Consider the following 22,391-nt stretch of genomic DNA (forward strand, 5'->3'; position numbering starts at 1 on the left):
TTTCGGTCATCGATACCCCAGCGCCTTCAGTTGCTCGTCGAGTTTCTCTCGAGGCACGCGCTCGCTGCTCGGCTCGTCGATCGACGGCTCGTATGATCCCTCATCAGTAGCGGTCGTCTCTACCCATGGAACCTTTCGAACTTTCGGGTGGAGACTTCCGAGCGTGTGACCAAGAATTCCGTATTCGCCGAACGCTTCGCCGTGGTCCGACGAGATGGCGACGGTTTCCGCATCGATATTGCGAAGCAAGAGTTCGATATCATCTAGCACGTACCGGAGATCGCTCATATAGGCGTCCCAGATGGTGTCGACGTCACCAGTTTCCATATAGTAGTTCCACCAGTCGCGTTCGTGGTACTTCAGGTCGCGATCCTCCTCGAGAGCGGTCGAAAACCAGGGAGTGTGGGGCTGGTGATACTGGAGAATGAGTCGATCGTACTCCTCACGTCTCCCGACCTGAATCCCGCGATCAGTGACATATCGGGGCGGTGTACTTCCTTCGGGATGCCCGTACGGCCCCTCCTCTCCGACCGGTTCATACCGAAAGATATACTCAACCTTTCCGACATCTTCGAGATCGACTGACGGCATGAATCGGAGCGCTTTGAACGGGAGCGGTTTATCGGAGTCGCGCTCCGGCAGGTTGGTGTCGAGGATCTGCTGGACATGGTTCTGTGCCGATAAGAACGCGGTATCCGCGATTTCGTCGCGGTGCTGTTCATCAAACGTTCGTGCTAGCCACTCCGCAGATGCGCCGCCTGTCGACAAGATACTCTCGACGGACGGGATAAATTCATATTCAGGGGCGACCTCCCGCAGCGCGTCGACGCGGCAGGTATCGAGCAAGATTAACACGTCCCATTCGCGGTCAAAGACGTTGGTCCCGATGGTCCGTCGGCTGTTGGCGACGATCGCGGGGGTTCGGTAGACGTAATCGAGAACGATATTATCGAGAACGCGGGACGGATTTCGTAACCCTTTCCAGATGTTTTCGAGACTCAACTCGTACCCGTTCATTACCGGACTGTAGCCACGTATCCCTATAAATATTGACTGATTGGTAGATGGCCCGTCTAAAATGACGATCGCCGACAGTCGCGCTTATTTGTATCCCAGCGCCTCCAACCGCTTTTCGATCTCCGAATCGGACGCTCGTTCGCTTTCGACGGGCGGGTCCGACCGAATGTCACGTCGCTCCGATCCCTCGCAAATGAACCACGGGACGCGGACGAGTTCGGGGGTGTGGACTCCGTACGGATGCCCGTACTTTCGACGCGACGGTATCGGTGACAGGCGTTCGCCTAAGAGGTTCCCGTGATCTGCCGTTATCACCGTCTTTCCCTCGAGATCCTCGAGAAGGGACTCGACTTCCGCGAGGACGATATCCAGGTTTTCCTTATAAGCTGCCCAGACCGTCTCGAGGCTGGCGTCAGCGTCACCGGACTCGAGATATTCCCAGATAACGGTGTCCCGTTCGCCGTCGGAATCGATGGAAAGTCCGGTCCCGGTCAGGTCGCGTCCCGTCTCTCCGATGAACGGGTGGTGTGGCTGCATGAAGTGGGCAACGAGCCGCTTGTTCGAAAACGACTCGTGTGCGTCCCGCGCTGCGTCCGCGACTGTTTCGGGGCGAACTGTTTCCAGATCCGGATCCCAGTCTTCGAGACAATTAATGACGGCGTGAAACGTCCCCCTGTCGAGATCGAGTCGCGGAATGTACGGGTTCGCGTTGACGTAGACCGTATCGTGACAGGCGCGCGAGTCGAAATTGCGTTCGAGGAACTCCTCGCTGCTCGAACCGAGCGAAATCCGCGGCTCGAGCGCCCCGTCGAGATCAATCTGGTCGGCGAACATGTCGTACCGACAGGCGTCGAGGATAAGGAGATTGTCCCAGTCCTCGTCCATCACGTACGTGCCACTGCCGTGTCGCAGCCGAAAGATGTAGTTGTTTACCTCGATTGGGACGAACCTGATCGCGCTTTTGGCCGTCTCGAGGGGCCCCTCGTTCGAGAGGATCTCTCGAGCTTTTCGGAGGTGGTGGCGCAGGGCCATAGTGGGTCAGAGACAGGTCGACACTAATAACGTACTGGTTGCTGGGGACGTCGATCTGGCGCCGTCGACGGGATGCGATCCGCCGCCCGTTCGTGAGCGGGGCGATTCACCGGCTAGCGTACGACGGTCTCGACTCCGGATTTCGGAATAGGAGAATCCTTAAGAACGACTGATACAGTCTCACCACTACGCGCCGATCTCATGCTGAAACACAACGTAACGCTCGAAAACGTCAAGAAAGCCTTCAAATACCCGAGGCAGGCGGTCGACGAGACGCTCTACGAGGTCTGCTATCGGATCCCCGCTACCTACGCGAACACGAAACGAACGATCGGGACAAACGTTTTTTCCCGAGAGTGGGACCTACTGATTATTCTGGATACTTGCCGGGTCGATGCACTCGAGGCCGTCGCTCCCGAGTACGACTTCATCCCCGATGTTGGCTCGATCCGTTCGGTCGGCGGTCGATCACCCGAGTGGATCGCCAAAACCTTCGTCGAGAAGTACGAGGACGAGATTCGGCGAACGGGGTATCTGTCGGCGAACGTGTTTCCGGAGCGGATCCTGCGAAACAGACATCACGAGTCAGCCTCAATCAGCGACGAACAGTTGACCTATAGACTCCTCAGGCGAATTCCGACGGTCGATGTCGACGCTCTCGGCCACTTCGAATATCTCTACCGGTACGAACCCGTTGGGGAACCGGGACCCCTAGGTCATGAGGGCGGCGGGACGCCGCCCCGGTACGTAACCGACCGCGGCATTCAGGTCGGGAGACGCGACGACCTCGACCGCGTGATCCTCCACTACCTCCAGCCGCATCCGCCGTACGTGGTGAATGCCCTCCGCGAAGGCCGCGACGAGCTCTACCGGTACGAGTACGACTGGTGGGGATACCTCGGCGAGACGGGCGACTACGAAACGATTTGGGAGACGTACCTCGACGAACTTCGATACGTGCTCGACGACGTGGAACTGTTACTGGAGAACGTCGACGCAGAGACCGTCGCGATCTCCGCGGACCACGGCGAGGCCTTCGGCGAGTACTGGGAGTACGGTCACAAAACGGGGAGTCTCCACCCGAAGGTTCGGACCGTCCCATGGGTCGAGACCACGGCAACAGACGAAGGTACCTACTCTCCCTCCTTCGATCCGCCATCCGAAACCGAGACGGATCCCGCCATTGAGGAGCAACTTGAGGCGCTCGGCTATCGGATGTGAACCGGATACACTGCCGGTTGACGCTTCGCTCATCGGCGCACTTGAGTCGTGAACGATTTGTCCCTGGCACTGAACCACTGGAGCAATGACAGACGAGCCTGAAGCGAATCGAACATCGTCAGCCGCTGACCTCGTCGTCGCCCACTGGGGCGAACACGCCAACGGCGGTGGCGATCGGCTCGCGTGGGAGCTCGCACGGGTGTTCGACGACGCGCCGTTCTACGCGGGGTGGCGGGACGAATCGATCGAACCGGACGACGTCGAGGCGAGACAACTGATCGCGGGGGACTGGCTGAACCGCGCGCTGGAACGCGGCGGGCCGTTCCGAAAGGTAGCCCACTTGCTCGGCTGGCAGCTCGCCTCGCCGTTGCGAGAGTACGACGTCCTCGTTACGAGCGGCAACGAGCCGCTGTTTTACGTTCCGCCCGACGATCAGACCTGGGTCGCCTACATCCACCACACGAACCGGCGCCAGTCGGACCAGCTCGCGGAGGTCGAATCGAAGCCGTTCGAGAAGGCGCGACTGCTGGCCCACTACGCGATCCGCGTCGCGTTCGATCACAACACGCACAAACCGGACCTGTTCGTCGTCAATTCCGAGATCGTGAAGCGACGCGTCGTCCGGTACTGGGGCGTCCCGGAGGAGAAGATCCGCGTCGTCTATCCGCCCGTCGATACCCGGACGTACTCCCCGAGCGACGCCCCGACGGCGGACTATTACTTCACGCTCTCTCGGCTCGACTGGCACAAGGATATCGACGGCATCGTCAGGGCGTTCAACGACCTCGACGAACGGTTGCTGATCGCGGGAGACGGCCCCGAGCGCGATCGGTTGGAGCGGATCGCGAAGGATAACGTCGAGTTCCTCGGCTTCGTCGACGAGGCGGAGAAACGGACGCTTCTTTCCGGCGCGAAAGCGTTCGTGTTCAACGGTCGCGACGAGGACTTCGGGATCGCACCCGTCGAGGCGTTAGCGGCGGGAACGCCCGTACTCGGCGTCCGGGAAGGGATGACGCAGTACCAGGTCGTCGACGGGAAGAACGGCTACCGGCACGCGCGAGACGGCGACTCGGGCCCCTCGCTGACGGAGACCGTTCGCCGGTTCGAAACGGAGGGCGTGCGGTGGTCGGACGAGGAGATCGCGTCGTTCGCCGATCGGTTTTCCGTGGAGGCGTTTCACGACGGAATCCGCGACGCGGTCGCCGAGGCCGTTTCGACGTCCGACACGACCCCGCCGTGGTACGTCGACTACCTGTCCGACGATCGGTAACGCCGGTCGATCGCTCGCGGAACGGTCTCTCGGCGGTTACTCGGTTCCAACGGCGTCTCGGCTGGCGATCAGCTCCGCTCGATCGACCTCGAACAGCCCGTAGAGGTAGCCGAGGCCGACCGCGCCGGTGAACACGAAGATCGCCAACAGTTGCTCCACCTTCGGTGCCGACGGTCGCCGCACGAGATCCGTCACTCGATCGGGAACGAACTCCAGCAGCAGCCGCCTCAGGTACTCGTTCTTGTCGTCTTTCGCCTCCGGCAGGAGCAGGTCCATGATCCGTTTCGAGTAGCCCTGCCAGAACGATCGAAACACCAGCCACCGAAAGTCGCCGCGATACTCGAACAGCTTGTGATTTACCACCGCGTTCGTGTTGTAGATCACGCCCTTGCCGTACTTATCGGCCATCCGGATGCAGACCGGCGCCTCGTGGGCCTGGATGTGCTTGTCGCCTTTCCGCCCCGTGTTCTCGTCGTACCCGCCGACGCTGAGAAAGACGTCTCGCCGGAAGGAGATATTCGATCCGTACGTGTTCCGCAACTCCTCCATGTGCTCGCCCATTCCGCGTTCGTCGCAGCCGACGAGCCAGTAGAACTCCTCCGGGAAGAAGTCCGGCTTCTGCGCCACCCAATCCGGTTTCGCGTGGCCGCCGACCGCGATCGCGTCGGTCTCATCGTAGGCGCGAACCAACTCCGCGACCCAGTCGGGCTCGGCGACCGCGTCGTCGTCGATGAACGCGACGACGTCGCCGGTCGCGATTTCGGCGCCCCGGGTCCGACTGTACGAGATCCCCTGATTCTCCTCGTTGCAGCGGATGACGACGTCGTCGAGGTCCCCGTAATCGTCGCAGACCCGATCGAAAACCGGTTCGTTTCCGTCGACGACGATGACGACTTCCAGCGGCTCGTGCGTTTGATCGAGAACGCTGTCGACACACTCGGAGAAGACGTCGTAGCGTTCCATCGCGTACGTGCAGATGACGACGGAGACCTTCATCGGCGAGTGGTTGCGAGGAACGAAGAATAAGCCTTTTCGTTCAGTCAGTCGCGACGGACTCGAGAGCGATTCGTTCAGCGCGGCCGCCGGATTAGGGGCCCGGTTATCAAACCGATCACGCGTATATAAAAAGACTTATTCTTGGGTTCGGTCTGGTGCAAGCTAATGAGTACCGACACTGAACACGTCGAGGAGGGAACGGAAACGTCCGTCCTCGAGGCGTGGCAGGACTGGTATCACCTCCCCGTGGTCGGAGTCGTGATGCTGTTTATGATCTGGGTGCGGACCCAGGCGTACGACCGCTTCGTCACCGACGACGGTTCGCCTGCCCTGGCGGGTATCGACTCGTGGTATCACTGGCGGACGATCAAGTGGACCGCGGAGAACTACCCGCAAACGATGCCCTACGAGATCTGGACCGGGTTCCCGACCGGGAAGTACGTCGGCCAGTTCGGGACCCTGTTCGACCAGCTCATCGTCACCGCGGCGATGATCGTCGGGTTCGGCGATCCGTCGACCGAGACGCTGTACTCGGTCGCCCTCCTCGCCATCCCGACGATGGCCGCGCTCGCCGCGGTTCCGGTCTTCTACGGCGGTCGCCGACTCGGCGGCACGATGGGCGGACTCGTCTCCGTGGTCATCCTCGCGCTTACCCCCGGCCAGTTCTTCGCCCGATCGACGGTGGGACAGCTCGACCACCACGTCGGCGAGACGCTGTTCATGGCGATCGCGGTCGTCGCGATGATGGTCGCGCTCGGCGTCGCCGAGCGGGAACAGCCGATCTACGAACTGATCGTCGACAAAGACTGGGGCGCCCTCCGGACGCCGGCGCTGTACAGCGCTCTCGCCGGGCTTGCGCTCGCGCTGTACATCTGGGTCTGGCCGGCGGCGGTCCTCCTGATCGGCATCTTCGGCGTCTTCTTCGCCGTTCAGCTCTGCCTCGATTACCTCCGCGGCGTCTCCCCGGATCACGTCGCCTTCGTGGGCGCGGTCAGCCTCGGCGTCACGGCCGTCGTGACGGCGCTGCTGATCGAACGATCGGGGATCGGCGTAACGAGCTTCAGCTACCTCCAGCCGCTCACCGCGCTCCTCGTCGCCGCCGGCTGCGTCTTCATGGCCTGGCTCGCCCGCGAGTGGAGCGCCCGCGGCCTCGAACCCCGGTACTACCCGGCGACGATCGTCGGGATCGCGATCGCAGCCGTTGCGGTCATGTGGCTCGCGCTCCCGGGACTCTACGAGACGTTCATCGGGAACCTTACGAGTCGCCTGATCCCGCTTAATCCGGGGACGGGGACGCTGACGATCCAGGAGGCGCAGCCGCCGGAGAACTTCCTCTCGCAGTACGTCTTCGACGAGTTCGGCGCGGCGTTCTACACGATGCTCGTCGGCCTCGCGCTGCTCGTCGCGCGTCCGCTCCTCGGTCGCGAATTTCGCGCCGAGTACACCCTTATCGCCGTCTGGACGCTGTTCCTGATCAGCATGGCCGCAACGCAGGTCCGCTTCGCGTACTACCTCGTGCTCGCGGTCGCGATCGTCAACGCCGTCTTCGTCGCTGACGTCGTGCGCCTGTTCAGTCTCGACGTTCGAGGCGGCGTGGATTCGCTCAGGGAGATCGAAACCTACCAGGTTATCGTGGTCTTCATGGTCGTCCTGCTGGTGTTCGCGCCGCTCGTCCCGCCGCTCGCCGCCGCGGGCACGACCGTCGTCGACCGCGGCAAGACCGCACAGCCGCACTCCGGCGCCGAGGTCTGGGAGGAGTCGACCCACTGGCTCGCGGAGAACACGCCCGAGCCCGGGAACTACGGCGGCGCCGGGAATGCCAGCGAACTCGACTACTACGGCACCTACGATCCCGCCGACGGGGATTACGACTATCCCAACGGCGCCTACGGCGTGATGTCCTGGTGGGACTACGGCCACTTCATCACGACACAGGGCGAGCGGATCCCGCACTCGAACCCGTTCCAGCAGAACGCCCGCTCGTCGTCGGCGTACCTCACCGCCGAATCCGAGGAACAGGGCGAACTGATCCTCGACGCGATCGCCTCCGGGGCGGACGTACGCTGGCGGAATTACCAGAACGAAGACCTCGAGGCGGCGGTCGCGGAGGCCAACGGCACCGACGAGGAGATCCGGTACGTGATGATCGACGACCAGATGGCCGGCGGAAAGTTCAGCGCGATCACCCAGTGGGCCGGACCGGGTTACAACCACTACGTAACCCCCGACGGATTCGAGAGGGGCGAGTCGATCTCCGCCCAGGAACTCGCGAACGCCTCGCTGCCGTACGACGATACGATGCAGTCGCGGCTCTACTTCGGGGACGCGAACGGGATGGAACACTACCGGCTCGTCCACGAGAACGACGCGTACACGATGGCGTTCACGAGTTACGCGTTCGTAAACGCCGAAACCGGGAACGTGCTCACTCAGGACCTGAGGTCGCTGTCCAACGGGGTGCCGGCCGACGAGGCCAAGTGGGATCCCCAAATCTACGTCAACGAGCGGGGCACGCCGCGGCAGATCCAACAGCGGTACGCCTTCCTTCAGCGGATCCCTGGCATCGAACTGCAGATCTTCGACGTTCGACAGGCCAGCGCGATAAAGACGTTCGAGCGCGTCGAAGGGGCGACGATCACCGGCACCGCCGAGGGCGTTCCCGAGGGCGAGTCCGTCTACGCCCAGGTCGAACTCGATCGCGGGACCGGCGGCGGAAACTTCACCTACGTCCAGGAGGCGACCGTGCAGGCCGACGGGAGCTTCGAACTGACCGTCCCGTACGCGACGAACGACGAACTCGGCGTCGAAGACGGCTACACGAACAGCTCCGTCGAGGCGATGGGCGAGTACACCGTGGTCGCAGGCCAGTACGCGGGACAGACCGCGGTCCCCGAAACGGCCGTCGTCGAGGGAGAGACCGTCGAGGTGACTCTCGAAGAGGTCGAAGATCCCCCGGAAATCGACGACGGAAACGAAACCGACGGTGGGAACGAGACTGACGCCGGAAACGAAACCGACGGCGGAAACGAAACCGACGGCGCGAACGACGGAGCCGGCAACGAGAGCAATGAGAGCAACGAGAGCGCGAACGCCGGAAACGCGACCGCCGAACGCGTCGTCTCGCCCGCGGTCGACGTCGCGTCCTGATCCCGGTTCGATCGACTCGATCGCTCGTAGCGCGGGCGTCCGGTCCCGCGATTTCGACCCTCCGGTCACCGCGTCCGGAAAGTGGGAATCCTTTTGAGGGCGTCCGGAATACCACAGCACGATGCGGGAACTTCTCGTCGTCTACTGCAAGGGATTCTCGATGGGATCGGCGGACGTCGTCCCCGGCGTTTCGGGGGCGACGATCGCGCTCATCGTCGGGATCTACGATCGGTTGATCGCCGCGATCACGGCGATCGATCCGCGCCGATTCGGAGCGATCCGCCGCGTTCACGAGCCGGAGGGGCGGGCGGCGCTCCAGGCAGAACTCGAACGAATCGACGCGCCGTTTCTACTGGCGTTGGGGTTGGGGATCGCGACGGCGATCGTGACGCTCTCCCGGGTCATGCACGTCGCGACCGCCGAGTACCCCGTTCCGACGTACGGCTTCTTCTTCGGGTTGATCGCCGCCTCGGCGATCGTCCTCTACGGCGAGATCGACGAGTGGACCGCGTGGCGGGTCGCGGTCTCCGTTGCGGCCGTCGTCTTCGCGGCGGCCGTGACGGGCGTCACCGCGGGCGCCACGTCGCACGGACCGGCGATGGTCTTTTTCGCCGGCGCGATCGCGATCTGTGCGATGATTCTCCCGGGCGTCTCCGGATCGTTCTTCCTGCTGGTGCTCGGTCAGTACGAGTATATGACCGGGACCCTGAGCCGGTTCGTCGACGGCGTTCTCGGCGCGCTGAACGGCGATCCGCTGGCGCCGGTCGTCGAGACCGGAACGGTCGTCGCGATCTTCGGCGTCGGGGCGGTACTCGGGCTGTTTACGATGGCTCACGTCGTCCGCCGGGCGCTCGATCGGTACCGGCAGACGACGTTGGCGTTCCTCGTGAGTCTGATGGTCGGCGCGCTCGGGTTGCCGATCGCCAGAATCGAGGATGGACTCGGCGTCACGCCCGGCGGAACGCTCGGCGTCGCGCTCTTCGCGGCCGTCGTCGGCGCGGCAGCCGTCCTGCTGGTCGATCGGTACACGGATGATCTGGAGTACTAGCGCTCGATCCGCTCTCGGATCGTTCGACCCCCGGCACTCTTTCAGCCGTCGATAGGCACACCGGATCGTTCGCGGGACGCAAAACGAGAGATCGAACGCCGGTCAGGCGTCGTCCGCGACGGAGGCTAACGCCCGAAAGGCGATCGTCGGGAATCGAAGTTCGACGGTGCTGGGACGGCGCCCGCTCCCACTCGAGGGCAGTGGAACGCGCTCGATCACGCCGCGATCGGCGAGTTCGTAGAGGAATCGTTTGACGGTCCCGGCCGTCAGCGACGATCGGCCCGCGATGTCGGCCGCGACCTCGCGGATCGGCCGACCGGCGGACTCGACCGAGATGAGATCCAACAGAACGTGCTGGCGCGTTTCCTGGAGCGCGAGCGCCCGGTCGACGTGAACCCCGTTCTCGGGGACGTCGGCCATCGCCGCCTCCAGGTGGCCGGCGTCGATCCGAGCGCTCCGTTCGTCGCTCGCGAGGATCGCGGCCCCGAACAGGGCCGCGAGCGCGTCGTGCGCGTTGCCGTCGGCCCACTCGGCCAGTTCGCGGACGAATTCGTGGTCGAGCGCGCCCGCGGCCAGTCCCGTCGACGCTCGATCGGTGACGACGTCGACGAGTTCGTGCTGGCGGTACGCCGGCACGGTGACGGTGGGTCCGTCCCACTCGTCGGGTTCGCGCTGACCGACCGCGATCGCGGTGACGCTCTCGGCGGCCGGTTCCAGCAGGGAGCGGACCCGACCGTAGGCGAGCGTCTCCGGTTCGTCGTGGTGGTCGATCGCGACGATCGCGCGTCGATCGTGCCGTGAGAGGCGGTCGCAGAGGCGATCGCGGAGGTCGTCGGTGCCGACGCCGCTTTCCGGAACGGTGTCGCTCGAGACGACGGAGAGGACGGCCCTGTAGAAGGCGAAGGCGCTGTCGACGCGGCGCGCGTCGACGTAGACGAACCACGTCACCGGGCCCGAACTGCCGCCGCGAGTCGTCGTTCCCATCGCCTGCGAGGATTCGCCGAACCGTTCGTTCATCGCGTTGAACAGCGCGGTGACGATCGCCGACGTCCCGGACCCCGCCGGCCCGACGACGGCGACCGGCGGCGGGAGGCCCCCGTCGAACACCGGCTCGAGTTCGTCGAGCAACTGTTCGAGCACGGGACCGCGGCCGACCGGCTCGGATCGGTGAACCACCGGGCTGAGGTGTTCGCGATCGACGACGACCGCCCGGCCCTGGTGGACTGACCGCCGACGAGCGATCCGTTCCTGCAGGTTCATTCCTTCGTCCCGACGAGCGCGTCCTCGAGTACCTCGAGCGTGTGGGTGATCTCGTAGCCGGTTCCGTGTTCCATCTGCATCGAACAGGTCGGACATTCGGTGAGGCCGGTCGTAGCGTCGGCGGCGTCCATGTGCTCGAACATTTCCTCGCCGATTTTCATGGACGTTTCGTAATTCTCCGCCTTCCAGCCGTAGGTGCCGGAAATGCCGGAACAGGAGTCGCCGACGTCCTCGGCGTCGACGCCGTCGATCAGGGCCATCAGTTCGACCGTCTGTCCGTCCAGTCCCTGGTTGCGCGAGTGACACGGCGCGTGGTAGGCGTACCGCTCGCCGTCGACGGACGTCCCCTCGAGCGCGGCCTCGAGATCTTCGTGAACCCGGAGGTACTCGATCGCGTCCCAGGTGTTCTCGGCGACGGTCTCGGTGTCATCGAAGTCGAACAGTTCGGGGTACTCCTGGCGGAGCGACATCGAACACGAGCTACACGAGGCGATGACGTCGGCGCCGTCTTCGATCGCGGCGCCGAGTTCGCGGACGTTCGTCTCGGCCGCCCGGCGCGCGTCGTCTAACATCCCATTCGCGAACATCGGCGTGCCGGAACAGGACTGCTCGGGGACCATGATCTCGTAGCCGAAGCGTTCGTAGACTCGAACCAGCGCCTTCGCGACCTGCGGGGTGTTGTAGTTCGAGTAGCAGCCGTGGAAGTAGGCGATGCGCTTGTTCTCGTTTCGAACCTGCGCGCCGCCGCGTTCGGCCCACCACTCCCGGAACGTCTGCGTCGCGAACTCCGGAAACTCCCGCTCGCCCGTGATGCCGAGCAATTTTTCGCCCATCCACTTCGTGACGGACAGGCCCATCACGAAGTTCGCCGTCCGCGGGAAGGCCGCCCCCAGCGGCGCGAGTCGACGGTAGTTCGCCAGGATCCGGTTGCGGACGTACTCGCGGGAGAACGTGTCCATGTGCTCGTCGACGTACTCGCCCCGAGCCGCGTTGTGCATCTGCGACAGCGGCACCTCGGAGGGGCAGGCGCCGTCGCAGCGCATGCAGTTCGAGCACTTCATCACCGAGCTATCGATGTCGTGGTCCTCCTGGCGCTTGAGCCGCCACTGCTCGGGTCCCTGGAACTTCGGGCCGGGGAACTCGTCGTCGACCTCCGCCACCGGACAGTTGGTGTCGCAGGTCGAGCACTTATAACAGTTGTCCGCGCCCGGTCGGAGGTCCATGTCCTCCGCTTCGGGGAAGACCTGGATCGGCTCGAAGTCGTCGCTTCCCGGTACGTGGTCGTCGGTCGGTCGTTCTGCATCGCTCATCGAATCACCTCACATCCGCTCGTCTGTCGATCGGTCATGGTCGGTACCCCACCTCGTCGCCGGCGCGGCGACCGGCGGCGTAGCCCGTCGCGAGCGAGACGCCGGCGCCGGACTTCTCGGCCGCGTAGTCGTAGCCGCCGAGCACCGCGCCCGCGGCTCGCAGGTTCTCGAACTCCGGCTCGTCATCGGCGTCGAGCGGCCGCAGCTCCCGATCGGCCGGGAGTCCGAACCGTGCGTAGGGGTGCTCGCCGAAGGCGTCGTCGACGAACCAGTCGTACCGATCGGGAGCGTGGGGCACGTAACAGTCGAAGATCGGTTCGAAGACGACGCCCGATCGCTCCGTCGCGGCGGATCCGCCGGCGTCGGCGGGTTCGACCCCGTCGGTTCGGACGTCGTCGTCACGGGAGCCGGACTCGACGCTGCGGTCCGACCGGATCCCCTTACCGACCAGTCCCCCCGTCGCGAGCACGTACTGCTCGGCCCGGTGGGGAATCTCCGTCCCGTTCCGGTCGACGATCACGCGATCGATCCGATCGGCGCCGGTCCCGTTCGTCTGGTAGTCAATCACGGGCACGCCCGCGGTCACGCGAACGCTGGCGTCCTCGAGGGCGGCGTACAGCAGATCGTCGAGTCGCATTCCGGGGAGGCTGGGCGGCCCCATCGGGACTTCGAATACGTCGGCGCCGATCGCGGCCGCGAGATCGGCGCGCACTTCGTCCGCGTGTTCGTCGCCCAGGATCGCCGGAAAGCCGACGCGGGACTCGTCCGCGAGGTGCGGGCGAATCGCTTCCGCGAGCGCCTCGCGGGCGGTCGCGGACCCGGTCCCCGTTTCGACCGTCTCCTCCCGGTCGAGCAGGTTCGAATAGCGGGTGATCTTCGCGTCGTCCCGACGGATGCCGGGGAACGAGAGGGTCACGCCGCGAGCCTCGAAGGGAACGCCGGCCGCGTCGAGGTGGGCCGCGGCGAGCGGGGCGTCGAAGTCCGCCAGCGTCTCGAAGCCGACCAGGAGCATGTCCCGCGGATCGCTCGCCAGGCCGGCGGCGGTCGACGCGGGGTAGCGGGCGGTCGGTTTGACGGTCCCGCCGTGGGTCGGTACGAGCGCGTTCGTATCCGTGTGCCCGCCCTCGTACGCGGGGCCGGCGATCCGGTCGAAGAACGCGAGCGCGTCCCGGATCGTTTCCTCCCCGACGCGTCGATAGGGATGGCTATCGGGGAGATCGGCGATCGCGTCGAAGGGATCGACGAGCGGCCCGTTTACGCCGGACGCGTACCCCAGCACGTCGATCAGGCCGCTGGCGTGGCGGAGCGTGCTCTGTTTGAACGTGACGAGCCGAACGCAGACGTCGCGGTCCGCGGCCGCGAGCGCGGCCGTCGCTCCCGCGAGGCCGCCGCCGATAACGAGGACGTCGTCTTCGATCGCCATCTCAGCGCCCTCCGTCGCGTCCGCCGTCGGCGTGCGGTTCCGCTCTCGCGCGGCCGCCGTCGAACGCCGAGTACTCGACCGGATCGCTCTCGGTCGCGTTCGCGGGATCGCGATCGCGGTTCATCGTCGTCGCGTGCAGCGCGTAGTTGAGCATGGCCTGTGAGAGCTGCTCGCCCCAGAGGGCGTGGCGCTCGCCCTTCCAGCGCTCCTGAAAGAGCTCGTCGAGGGCCGCTCGAACCGTCGCCTCGTCGTACTCGGGGTGGAGCTCGTTCGCCATGTTCTGACAGCAGAAGCCGCCCTGGCAGTTGCCCATCGAGGCGCGCGTCCGAATCCGGATCGCGTTGAGGTCGGAGCCGGACTGCGAGATTGCGTCCTGAATCTCGGCGCGGGTGACGCCTTCGCACTGGCAGATGACGGGGTTTGCCTCGTTCGTGTCGAGCACCTCGCGCGCGCGGCTGCCGAGCCGTTGCCTGCTCCGGCGGGCGATCGGCGATCGTAGCCCGAACGAGTCCATGCCGTCGTCGAGCACCGAGCGGTCCTCGCTGCCGGGTAAGGGCTCCGTCGCGGTGTCACAGGAGGCGCGAACGCCGAGTTTCTCGCAGACGTGATCCGAGATCTGCTCGGCCATCATCCGGTAGGTGGTGAACTTCCCGCCGACGATGCTGGTCATGCCGGCGACGCCGTCGCGATCGGCGTGGTCGAGCAGGAAGAAATCCCGCGTGATGTCCGTCGGGTCGGTGGTCCCCGTTCCCGGCGGCTCGTACAGCGGGCGGACGCCCCAGAACGAGCGGATCGTCCGCGCTTCGGACATGATCGGGACGAGTTCCGAGAGGGTGTCGATCATGTGGTCGACCTCCCACTGCTCCTCGGGGTAGTCGTCCGGATCCTCGACCTCCTCGTCGGTCGTCCCCAGGATCGCCGTCGTTTCGTGGGGAACGATGATGTCAGCGTCGCCTTTCGGCCGGCAGCGGTTGATTACCGTGTCGACCTGCCGGACGTTCATAATCGTCATGACGCCCTTCGAGGGGCGCACTTCGACGTTCAGGTCGGCCATCGCGCCGATCCGGCCGGCCCACGCGCCCGTCGCGTTGACGACGTAGTCGGCCGTGATCTCCTCCGTGGTCCCGGGCGTTCTGTGCGTGCGCTTGCCCGGGCCGGAGTCGTGGCGCACTTTCGCGCCGTAGATGTCGTCGCCGTCGCGAAGCAGGTCGACGACCTCGGCGTGAGTTTCGACGCGCGCGCCGTGGTTCTCGGCGTCGATGGCGTTCGCGACGCAGAGTCGGAACGGGTCGACCGCGCCGTCGGGGACCTCGATCGCGCGCTTGACGTCTTTCGCGAGGTACGGCTCGACCTCGCGGGCCTCCCGTCCCGAGAGGGCGCGCGCCGGAATGTCGCACTCGCGACAGCCCTCGAGTTTCTCCCGGAAGTAGTCGTCCGGGTCCTCGGGGCGCTGGACGAACAGCCCACCGGTCATCTCGACGCAGTGACCGGCGATCTCCCGCAACACTTCGTTCTCTTCGATACACTCCGTCGCGCTGGCCCGATCGGAGACGGCGTACCGACCGCCGCTGTGGAGGAGGCCGTGCATCCGGCCGGTCGTCCCGCCTGTCAGATTGCCTCGCTCGACGAGCGTGACCTCGAGCCCGCGCATCGCCAGATCCCTGGCGATACCACAGCCCGTCGATCCGCCCCCGAGGACGAGGACCTCGGTGTTCTGTGCCATCCCTTCACTCTCACCTAGGAGGCCTCCGTCTTTATTTTATCGGCGCTGGCCGAATACCCATAACAAACGGAATGTATCGCGACCGGTCTCGATCGGCAGAAAATCTCTGTCCGCGATGCGACCGTTCCAGCATCCGTGAATACCCCGAAATCCGGCCAATACGACTCACACTTCCCCCGTAATTATAACGTATATTATGTCATTTCGATGGGGTCTTCGGAAACATTTATAATGATAGTCGCTACTGTTTACCAATAGCACGCGACCGGCAGTAAAGACATCGCGTGAATTCCGAAAGGGGTGACCAGAAGTGACTGATAACACATACGTCGGCGCAGTTGACCAGGGGACGACCGGTACCCGGTTCATCGTCTTCGACCACGAGGGGCAAGTCGTCGCCAACGCATACGAGAAACACGAACAGATCTATCCCGAACCCGGCTGGGTCGAACACGACCCGATGGAGATCTGGGAGAACACGAAAAGCGTCATCACGACGGCGCTCGGACAGGCGGGAATCAGCCCCGAACAGCTCGAGGCGCTCGGCGTGACGAACCAGCGCGAAACCACGCTGCTGTGGGACGCCGACTCCGGGAAACCGGTCCACAACGCGATCGTCTGGCAGGATCGGCGCACGACCGATCGCGTCGAGCAACTCGAGGCCGAGGGGATGGTCGGGACCATCCGCGAGAAGACCGGCCTCGAGGCCGACGCCTACTTCTCGGCGACGAAAGCCGAGTGGCTGCTGGACAACGCGGATCCGATCAAGATGGAGCGGGCGCGGCCCGACGACATCCGCGATCGCGCCGAACAGGGCGAGGTCCTCTTCGGCACGATCGACACCTGGCTCATCTACAACCTCACGGGCAACCACATCACCGAGGTCACGAACGCGTCCCGGACGATGCTGTACAACATCCACGACCTCGAGTGGGACGACGAGCTCTTAGCGGAGTTCTCGGTGTCCCGCGAGATGCTGCCCGAAGTCCGTCCCTCCAGCGACGAGGAGACCTACGGGTCGACCGACCCCGACGGGTTCCTCGAAGCCGAAGTGCCCGTCGCCGGGGCGCTCGGCGACCAGCAGGCCGCGCTGTTCGGCCAGACCTGCTTCGACGCCGGCGACGCGAAGAACACCTACGGCACGGGGTCGTTCTTCCTAATGAACACCGGCAACGAGGCCGTCGAGAGCGAACACGGTCTGCTGACGACGATCGGGTTCCAGCGGTCGGGCGAGCCCGTCCAGTACGCCCTCGAGGGCGCCATCTTCATCACCGGCGCCGCGATCGAGTGGCTCGAGGACATGACGCTGATCGACGACCCGGCCGAGACGGCCGAACTCGCGCGCAGCGTCGACTCGACGGACGGCGTCTATCTCGTCCCCGCCTTCACCGGGTTGGGGGCCCCCCACTGGGACCAACGCGCCCGCGGCACGATCGTCGGGATGACCCGCGGCACGCGCAAAGAGCACGTCGTCCGCGCGACCCTCGAGTCGATCGCCTACCAGACCCGCGACGTAACCGAAGCGATGGAAGCCGACTCCGGCATCGAGATGACGTCGCTGAAGGTCGACGGCGGCGCGGTCAAGAACAACTTCCTCTGCCAGCTCCAGTCGGACATCATCGGCTCGGAAATCGTCCGCCCGGTCGTCGACGAGACGACGGCGCTCGGCTCCGCGTACGCGGCCGGCCTCGCCGTCGGCTACTGGGAGGACGTCGACAGCCTCCGCGACAACTGGCAGGTCGACGCCGAGTTCGAACCGGAGATGGACGAAGGCGCGGCGGACGAGATGTACAGCCGCTGGGACGACGCGGTCGATCGTTCCCGCGACTGGGCGAGAGACGGTGGTAGCGAATGATCGACCAGCTCCTCGATCTCGCGGAGATCATCGCCGCCTTCGGCGGCGGCGCGTTCGGGGCGGCGCTCGGCGCGCTGCCGGCGTTCATCTTCACCGGCTTCATGGTGATCGCCGGCGAGGCCGCCGCGATCACGGGCGTCGAAGGTGCGGACGCGATCACCGCGAACGTCGCCTTCGGGCCGCCGTTCTCGCCGGCGATCAGCTTCGCCGGCGGCGCCGCCGCGACGGCGTACGCGGCTCGGCGGGGCTACATCGACACGGGCTTCGACTACCACGAGGCGAAGAACATCGCCTTCGCGCTCGGGACCAAGCCCGACGTGCTGGCCGTCGGCGGCGCCTTCGGCGTTCTGGGCTACTGGCTGACCACGATTTCGGCCCAGTTCGTGGGCGGTATGCCCTACGACCCGATCGCCATGGGCGTCGTCCTCTCGGCGCTGTTCCACCGGCTGATACTCGGCTACAGCATCATCGGGAAGGTCCGCGGCTCGGGCATCCTCGACATGACGCCCTTCGAGCGCGAGGAGCGCCGCCCCGCCGCCGACGTCGCGACCGACGGCGGCGAAGCCGAAGCGCAGGCCGACGCCGCGCCCGCCGCCGCGGCCCAAACCGGCCGCTTCGCGGTCGAACCGTGGCTGCCCCACCAGTACAAGTGGGCCAACGTCGCCGCGATCGGCGCCGTCGCGGGGCTGCTGGGCGCATACGTCGCCATCTCGACTGAAAGCGCGTTCCTCGCGTTCGGGATCAGCGCCGCGACGCTGGTGTTCCTCAACTGCGGCGTCGAACAGATCCCCGTGACCCACCACATGACCCTGCCCGCCTCGACGGCCGCGATGTCGGTCTACGACTGGGGCGGCAGCGGCGAGTTCTTCGATCCGAACCTCGTCACCTACCAGGACGGCGCGCTCCTCGCGGCCCAGCCCCTGGAGGTCGCGCTACTCGTCGGTCTCGTCTTCGGCGTGATCAGCGCGCTGTTCGGCGAGCTGTTCCAGCGGGTGTTCTACGCCCACGGCGATACCCACTGGGACCCGCCGGCGGCGGCGATCGTCTTCGGGACCTTCGTGGTCTCGATCATGTACGCCCTCGGCGTCTTCCCGCACACCGTGTGGGTCCCGTGGTTCTGATCGCCCGCTGACCTCGACTCTCTCGCTGCGCGCGGGGTTTTTGCGCGATCGCACGAGCGCGACGGCGACGAACCGATCGTTTTAGGCGGTCGATCACCGACCGAACGATATGACTGTCGATCCGCCGCTGGTCCTCGACGTCGACGGCACCCTCACGCGCCCCGACAGGTGGGGCATCGATCCCCGCGTCTTCGACCCGATCCGCGACTGGGACGCGCCCGTCGTGATCGCGACCGGGAAAGCCTTCCCCTATCCCGTCGCCCTCTGTCACTTCGTCGGGATCCCCGAACTCGTCGTCGCCGAGAACGGCGGCGTCGTCTACACCGGCGACGACGTGTTCTTCACCGCCGATCGCGAGGCCGCCCAGGCAGTCGTCGAAGAGTACCGAGCGCGGGGCTACTCGCCCGGTTGGGGCGAGGAGAATACGGTCAACCGGTGGCGGGAGACCGAGATCGCCGTGAACTTAGAGCAGCCGATCGGCCCGCTGCGCGAGATCGCCGCCGAGCACGGCCTCGAAGTGGTCGATACGGGGTACGCCTACCACGTGAAGGACACCAGTCCGAACAAGGGCGACGGCGTCGCGACGATCGCCGACCACGTCGGGTTCGATCTCGACGACTGCGTGGCGATCGGCGACTCCGTCAATGACGTCTCGACGTTCGAGGTCGTCGGGCGGAGCTTCGCCGTTTCGAACGCCGACGAGTCCGCGAAGTCGGCCGCGGACGAGGTCGTCGATCTTCCCCACGCCGACGGGACGCTTTCGGTGCTCGATCGCGTGCGCTCGGCGTAGCGACGTCTCGTCGGCGGCTTCGAAACGCGGAACGCTTTTGCGTCGGCTCCCGAAGGATTCCACATGGGACCACTGGCGACGGCGCTGATCGCGATCGTCGGTCTCGCACTGACGATCGGCGCGTTCGGGTACGTCTACCGGGACGCGACGCGCCTCGATATCGGCCACCCCCTGTTCTGGGCGACGGTCACGGCGGGGACGATCGCGGTCGGATTCTACCTCTTCCTGTTCGTCGACGCGGCGCCGATGACGGGCGTCATCCTAACCGCCAACACGGGGCCGGTGCTGTACACTTTCGAGCGGGAGGTCGCGACGGAGGACGACGAGCCGCCGGAACCGGGGCAGCTTCCGCATCGGAAATAGCGCCGATCGGCCGGCGTCGCACCCGGTCGGCGCGAGCCGCTCGCTTCATCGCGGTTCTCCCTCACTTCATTCGCTCCGAACCGCGCATACCATACGCCTTTTGTCGGCGCCCGTCCAACGACCGTCAACATGAGCAACTCCGCGGATTCCGGGGGAGACGGGACGTCCGACGGCGCCGAGGGCGGGTCGGACGGCGGACCGGCGCAGGTTTCGAGTCCGAACTACCACAGCGAGAACCACACGGCCGCACAAACCTGCGGCTGGACCGCCAACGCCCTGCGCGGCGAGGGGAAGTGCTACAAGAACATCTGGTACGGGATCGAGTCCCACCGCTGCATCCAGATGACGCCCGTCGTCCGCTGTAACGAGCGCTGCGTCTTCTGCTGGCGCGACCACAACGGCCACGCCTACGAACTGGACGACGTCGAGTGGGACGACCCCGAGGCCGTCGTCGACGCCTCGATCGACCTCCAGAAGAAACTCCTCTCGGGCTTCGGCGGGAACGACGAGGTCCCGCGCGAGGTCTTCGACCAAGCGATGGAACCGCGCCACGTCGCTATCTCGCTGGACGGCGAGCCGACGCTCTACCCCTACCTGCCGGAACTCATCGAAGCCTTCCACGATCGGGACATCACCACCTTCCTCGTCTCGAACGGCACCCGTCCCGAGGTGCTCCGCGAGTGCGATCCCACGCAACTGTACGTCAGCGTCGACGCGCCGGAACGCCACACCTTCGATCGGGTCGTCAAGGCGATGGAGGACGACGCCTGGGACCGCCTCCTGGAGACGATGGCCGTCCTCGCCGAAAAGGACGAGACTCGGACCGTCCTGCGGACGACCCTCGTCAAGGGCGAGAACGTGCACCACCCCGACTGGTACGCCGGCTTCTACCAGCAGGCCGACCCCGACTTCGTCGAACTCAAAGCGTACATGCACGTCGGCCACTCCCGGGGCCGACTCGATCGATCGTCGATGCCCGACCACGAAGAAGTCGCGGAGTTCGCCGAGGAGGTCCGGGAGTACATGCCCGAGTTTACGACCTGTAAGGAGGTTCCCGCCTCCCGCGTCGCCCTCCTCTCGAAGACCAGCGACACGTGGGTGCCCAAGCTGAAGAAGGACAGCGAGTTCTGGGCGCGCGACCCGGTGATCGGCGACTGATCGGCGGCCGATCGTCGGCCGCCACCCGTCGATCGACTGCCGCAGACCGCCGGTCGGTCGGAACGCGACGGCTGCGGTCCGATCGGCGGCGGTCGCGTGCCCGACGGATCGCTATGACCCGAGTCGCGAGCTGCCGACGACGCCCCGGATCGTCACGCGGAGCTTGCGGCTGATCGCGACCAAGACGGCCGCGTAGACCGCCGCGCCGACGGCGACGACGCCGAGCAATACGTACCACTCGTCGATCGCGATCGCCCGTACCAGGGAGACGACGACGACGAACATCAACACCGACGCCGCGACTTGTTCGAGGAGGGTCCGCGGGACCAACACGACGTCCGGCAGCTCCCGTTTGATAACGTGCGCGGAGAGGACGTATCGGATCGTCTCCGCGATCACCGTCGCGACGACGACCCCGATCGCGCCGAACGCGAGGGTCAACGCCACGCCGAGGGCGATGTTGACGGCGAGCGTCAGCGCCGAGATCCGCGTGTTGATCTCCGGACGATCGATCCCGCCGATGGCGCTCGTAAGCGGCCCGCTCTGCGTGCTGACGACCTGGAACACCGCGAGGCCGAGGAGCAGCGACGCGGCCTCGGCGTACTCGGGGCCGAACGCGGTCACGACGAGGAGTTCCGGCATCGCGGCGGCGCCGAAACACATCGGGATGGCGACGATGCTCGAGAACGCGAGCGTGTTCGAGACGTCGTCGCTCACCGCCTCGTCCCGGCTGTGCAGGTTGCTGACGCGAGCCATCAACCCGCTCTGGGCCACCAGCATCACGAACGTCGCCGGCACCGTGAGCTTCAGCGCGACCTCGTACTGGCCGGCCGCGGCGGGCGCCAAGAGGAAGCCGAGCAGGAGGATGTCGAACCGATCGTAGGCCTGCCCCAGAAACGAGTTCGGGATGCTGTACTTCGCGTACCGCCAGAGGCTCGCCAGCGTGTCGCGGGTGGGAACCGTCGGCGGCGTCCGCACGAAGTACCAGAGGACGGGAACGGTCAGGATCGTCGCGCCAGCGAGTCCGTAGGCCATGCCGGCGGCGCCGAGTCCGAGAAGCACGAGCGCCAGCTGGAAAGGAAACGTGAGCAGCGATCGAAACGTGTCGACCCACATCGAGGCGCTGATGCGCCCGCGCGCCTGAACGACGCGATCCAGCGGGTCGTAGATCGTGACGGCGGCCATCAGGACGACGAACAGGACGGGCGCCTCGGGCAGTCCCGTGTACGAGATCAACCACTCCGCCGCGACGAAACAGCACGCGCCGGTCAGCGCCACCCACCCCACCGTGAAGCAGGCCTGTCCGCCCATCAGCTCCCGCTTCGGCGCGTCGGCCTCGGAGTACCGCTTCAGGACCGCCGTCGCCCATCCGTTGACCGCCCGATCGGCGATGCGGATCAGCGAGTAGAGGAGGTAGTAGCCCCCGAAGCCGGTCGGTCCGAGCGCGCGGGCGAAGACGATCGTTCCCGCGAATCCGATCGCCGCCATCACGAACTTGGCGATCGTTCCCTTCACCGTCTCGCTGCCGAGACTGACCGTCGAGGCGTCCGTCATGCGCGTCGAATCCGCCGGCGTGTTGGCCGACCGTCGGTGTGCCCCTCGAGTGCCCGGTCGACGAGCGCGGGGCGTCGACCGGCCGCGGTTCGTCGACGCGAAG

Annotated in this window: 17 protein-coding genes; 9 read left to right on the forward strand and 8 right to left on the reverse strand. The window is 65.5% G+C overall.

Annotation, left to right across the window (positions count from 1 at the left end; genetic code table 11):
- Positions 1 to 6 precede the first annotated feature (6 nt).
- Both MUH00_RS02570 and MUH00_RS02575 read right to left on the reverse strand, forming a co-directional pair.
- The gene (locus tag MUH00_RS02570; RefSeq protein ID WP_247002210.1) at positions 7 to 855 is read right to left on the reverse strand and encodes an alkaline phosphatase family protein; all 849 of its coding nucleotides are present in this window, start codon (positions 853 to 855) and stop codon (positions 7 to 9) included.
- 246 nt (positions 856 to 1,101) lie between these two features.
- Positions 1,102 to 2,049: an alkaline phosphatase family protein gene (locus tag MUH00_RS02575; protein ID WP_247002211.1), complete on the reverse strand. Its 948-nt coding sequence runs from the start codon at positions 2,047 to 2,049 to the stop codon at positions 1,102 to 1,104.
- A gap of 201 nt (positions 2,050 to 2,250) precedes the next feature.
- Here MUH00_RS02575 and MUH00_RS02580 point away from each other — a divergent pair, with 201 nt between their 5' ends.
- Complete coding sequence (locus tag MUH00_RS02580; RefSeq protein WP_247002212.1) at positions 2,251 to 3,270, forward strand: alkaline phosphatase family protein; 1,020 nt, start codon at positions 2,251 to 2,253, stop codon at positions 3,268 to 3,270.
- 85 nt (positions 3,271 to 3,355) lie between these two features.
- Positions 3,356 to 4,540 (forward strand): glycosyltransferase, encoded by a 1,185-nt coding sequence (locus MUH00_RS02585; RefSeq protein WP_247002213.1) that lies wholly within the window; start codon positions 3,356 to 3,358, stop codon positions 4,538 to 4,540.
- Between the two features lie 36 nt (positions 4,541 to 4,576).
- Here MUH00_RS02585 and aglG read toward each other — a convergent pair whose 3' ends face one another.
- Positions 4,577 to 5,536, reverse strand: a complete 960-nt coding sequence (gene aglG, locus MUH00_RS02590) for a glucosyl-dolichyl phosphate glucuronosyltransferase (RefSeq protein ID WP_247002214.1) — start codon at positions 5,534 to 5,536, stop codon at positions 4,577 to 4,579.
- Between the two features lie 165 nt (positions 5,537 to 5,701).
- Here aglG and MUH00_RS02595 point away from each other — a divergent pair, with 165 nt between their 5' ends.
- Together MUH00_RS02595 and MUH00_RS02600 are read left to right on the forward strand one after the other, a co-directional pair.
- On the forward strand, positions 5,702 to 8,683 hold the full coding sequence (locus MUH00_RS02595; protein WP_247002215.1) for an oligosaccharyl transferase, archaeosortase A system-associated: 2,982 nt from the start codon (positions 5,702 to 5,704) through the stop codon (positions 8,681 to 8,683).
- Between the two features lie 121 nt (positions 8,684 to 8,804).
- A complete protein-coding gene (locus tag MUH00_RS02600) occupies positions 8,805 to 9,731 on the forward strand; it encodes a DUF368 domain-containing protein (protein WP_247002216.1) in 927 nt (308 codons plus the stop codon).
- A gap of 102 nt (positions 9,732 to 9,833) precedes the next feature.
- Here MUH00_RS02600 and MUH00_RS02605 read toward each other — a convergent pair whose 3' ends face one another.
- From MUH00_RS02605 to glpA, 4 genes are read right to left on the reverse strand one after another with little or no spacing between them, the layout of a single operon-like run.
- The gene (locus MUH00_RS02605) at positions 9,834 to 10,991 is read right to left on the reverse strand and encodes a Cdc6/Cdc18 family protein (protein WP_247002217.1); all 1,158 of its coding nucleotides are present in this window, start codon (positions 10,989 to 10,991) and stop codon (positions 9,834 to 9,836) included.
- A complete protein-coding gene (locus tag MUH00_RS02610) occupies positions 10,988 to 12,301 on the reverse strand; it encodes an anaerobic glycerol-3-phosphate dehydrogenase subunit C (protein ID WP_247002218.1) in 1,314 nt (437 codons plus the stop codon). The genes MUH00_RS02605 and MUH00_RS02610 overlap by 4 nt, the downstream gene beginning before the upstream one ends.
- Positions 12,302 to 12,335: 34 nt before the next feature.
- A complete protein-coding gene (glpB, locus tag MUH00_RS02615; RefSeq protein ID WP_247002219.1) occupies positions 12,336 to 13,724 on the reverse strand; it encodes a glycerol-3-phosphate dehydrogenase subunit GlpB in 1,389 nt (462 codons plus the stop codon).
- Position 13,725: 1 nt separating this feature from the next.
- Positions 13,726 to 15,447 carry an anaerobic glycerol-3-phosphate dehydrogenase subunit GlpA gene (gene glpA, locus MUH00_RS02620; protein ID WP_247002220.1) on the reverse strand — a complete coding sequence of 574 codons (1,722 nt, stop codon included), beginning with the start codon at positions 15,445 to 15,447 and terminating at the stop codon, positions 13,726 to 13,728.
- Between the two features lie 310 nt (positions 15,448 to 15,757).
- Here glpA and glpK point away from each other — a divergent pair, with 310 nt between their 5' ends.
- From glpK to twy1, 5 genes are all read left to right on the forward strand, one after another.
- Entirely contained in the window at positions 15,758 to 17,302 is a 1,545-nt protein-coding gene (gene glpK / locus MUH00_RS02625) for a glycerol kinase GlpK (RefSeq protein WP_247002221.1), read from the forward strand.
- Positions 17,299 to 18,423: a DUF7973 family transport facilitator gene (locus MUH00_RS02630; RefSeq protein ID WP_247002222.1), complete on the forward strand. Its 1,125-nt coding sequence runs from the start codon at positions 17,299 to 17,301 to the stop codon at positions 18,421 to 18,423. The genes glpK and MUH00_RS02630 overlap by 4 nt, the downstream gene beginning before the upstream one ends.
- A 109-nt stretch (positions 18,424 to 18,532) precedes the next feature.
- Positions 18,533 to 19,213 carry a phosphoglycolate phosphatase gene (locus tag MUH00_RS02635; protein WP_247002223.1) on the forward strand — a complete coding sequence of 227 codons (681 nt, stop codon included), beginning with the start codon at positions 18,533 to 18,535 and terminating at the stop codon, positions 19,211 to 19,213.
- A gap of 63 nt (positions 19,214 to 19,276) precedes the next feature.
- Positions 19,277 to 19,576, forward strand: coding sequence for a hypothetical protein (locus MUH00_RS02640; RefSeq protein ID WP_247002224.1), 300 nt, complete (start codon positions 19,277 to 19,279; stop codon positions 19,574 to 19,576).
- Positions 19,577 to 19,705: 129 nt separating this feature from the next.
- On the forward strand, positions 19,706 to 20,734 hold the full coding sequence (gene twy1 / locus MUH00_RS02645) for a 4-demethylwyosine synthase TYW1 (protein WP_247002225.1): 1,029 nt from the start codon (positions 19,706 to 19,708) through the stop codon (positions 20,732 to 20,734).
- 111 nt (positions 20,735 to 20,845) lie between these two features.
- Here the strand turns inward: twy1 and MUH00_RS02650 are convergent, their stop codons facing one another.
- Positions 20,846 to 22,288, reverse strand: coding sequence for a lipopolysaccharide biosynthesis protein (locus tag MUH00_RS02650; protein WP_247002226.1), 1,443 nt, complete (start codon positions 22,286 to 22,288; stop codon positions 20,846 to 20,848).
- Positions 22,289 to 22,391: the final 103 nt, after the last annotated feature.

The sequence above is a fragment of the Halosolutus gelatinilyticus genome, assembly GCF_023028105.1.
Taxonomy (GTDB): domain Archaea; phylum Halobacteriota; class Halobacteria; order Halobacteriales; family Natrialbaceae; genus Halosolutus; species Halosolutus gelatinilyticus.

What these genes read in the sequence shown, in the direction of transcription:
- MUH00_RS02575 (WP_247002211.1), bottom strand. Translation starts at nt 2,049, where the DNA reads ATGGCCCTGCGCCACCACCTCCGAAAAGCTCGAGAGATCCTCTCGAAC.
- MUH00_RS02580 (WP_247002212.1), top strand. Translation starts at nt 2,251, where the DNA reads ATGCTGAAACACAACGTAACGCTCGAAAACGTCAAGAAAGCCTTCAAA.
- MUH00_RS02585 (WP_247002213.1), top strand. Translation starts at nt 3,356, where the DNA reads ATGACAGACGAGCCTGAAGCGAATCGAACATCGTCAGCCGCTGACCTC.
- aglG (WP_247002214.1), bottom strand. Translation starts at nt 5,536, where the DNA reads ATGAAGGTCTCCGTCGTCATCTGCACGTACGCGATGGAACGCTACGAC.
- MUH00_RS02595 (WP_247002215.1), top strand. Translation starts at nt 5,702, where the DNA reads ATGAGTACCGACACTGAACACGTCGAGGAGGGAACGGAAACGTCCGTC.
- MUH00_RS02600 (WP_247002216.1), top strand. Translation starts at nt 8,805, where the DNA reads ATGCGGGAACTTCTCGTCGTCTACTGCAAGGGATTCTCGATGGGATCG.
- MUH00_RS02605 (WP_247002217.1), bottom strand. Translation starts at nt 10,991, where the DNA reads ATGAACCTGCAGGAACGGATCGCTCGTCGGCGGTCAGTCCACCAGGGC.
- MUH00_RS02610 (WP_247002218.1), bottom strand. Translation starts at nt 12,301, where the DNA reads ATGAGCGATGCAGAACGACCGACCGACGACCACGTACCGGGAAGCGAC.
- glpB (WP_247002219.1), bottom strand. Translation starts at nt 13,724, where the DNA reads ATGGCGATCGAAGACGACGTCCTCGTTATCGGCGGCGGCCTCGCGGGA.
- glpA (WP_247002220.1), bottom strand. Translation starts at nt 15,447, where the DNA reads ATGGCACAGAACACCGAGGTCCTCGTCCTCGGGGGCGGATCGACGGGC.
- MUH00_RS02630 (WP_247002222.1), top strand. Translation starts at nt 17,299, where the DNA reads ATGATCGACCAGCTCCTCGATCTCGCGGAGATCATCGCCGCCTTCGGC.
- MUH00_RS02635 (WP_247002223.1), top strand. Translation starts at nt 18,533, where the DNA reads ATGACTGTCGATCCGCCGCTGGTCCTCGACGTCGACGGCACCCTCACG.
- MUH00_RS02640 (WP_247002224.1), top strand. Translation starts at nt 19,277, where the DNA reads ATGGGACCACTGGCGACGGCGCTGATCGCGATCGTCGGTCTCGCACTG.
- twy1 (WP_247002225.1), top strand. Translation starts at nt 19,706, where the DNA reads ATGAGCAACTCCGCGGATTCCGGGGGAGACGGGACGTCCGACGGCGCC.
- MUH00_RS02650 (WP_247002226.1), bottom strand. Translation starts at nt 22,288, where the DNA reads ATGACGGACGCCTCGACGGTCAGTCTCGGCAGCGAGACGGTGAAGGGA.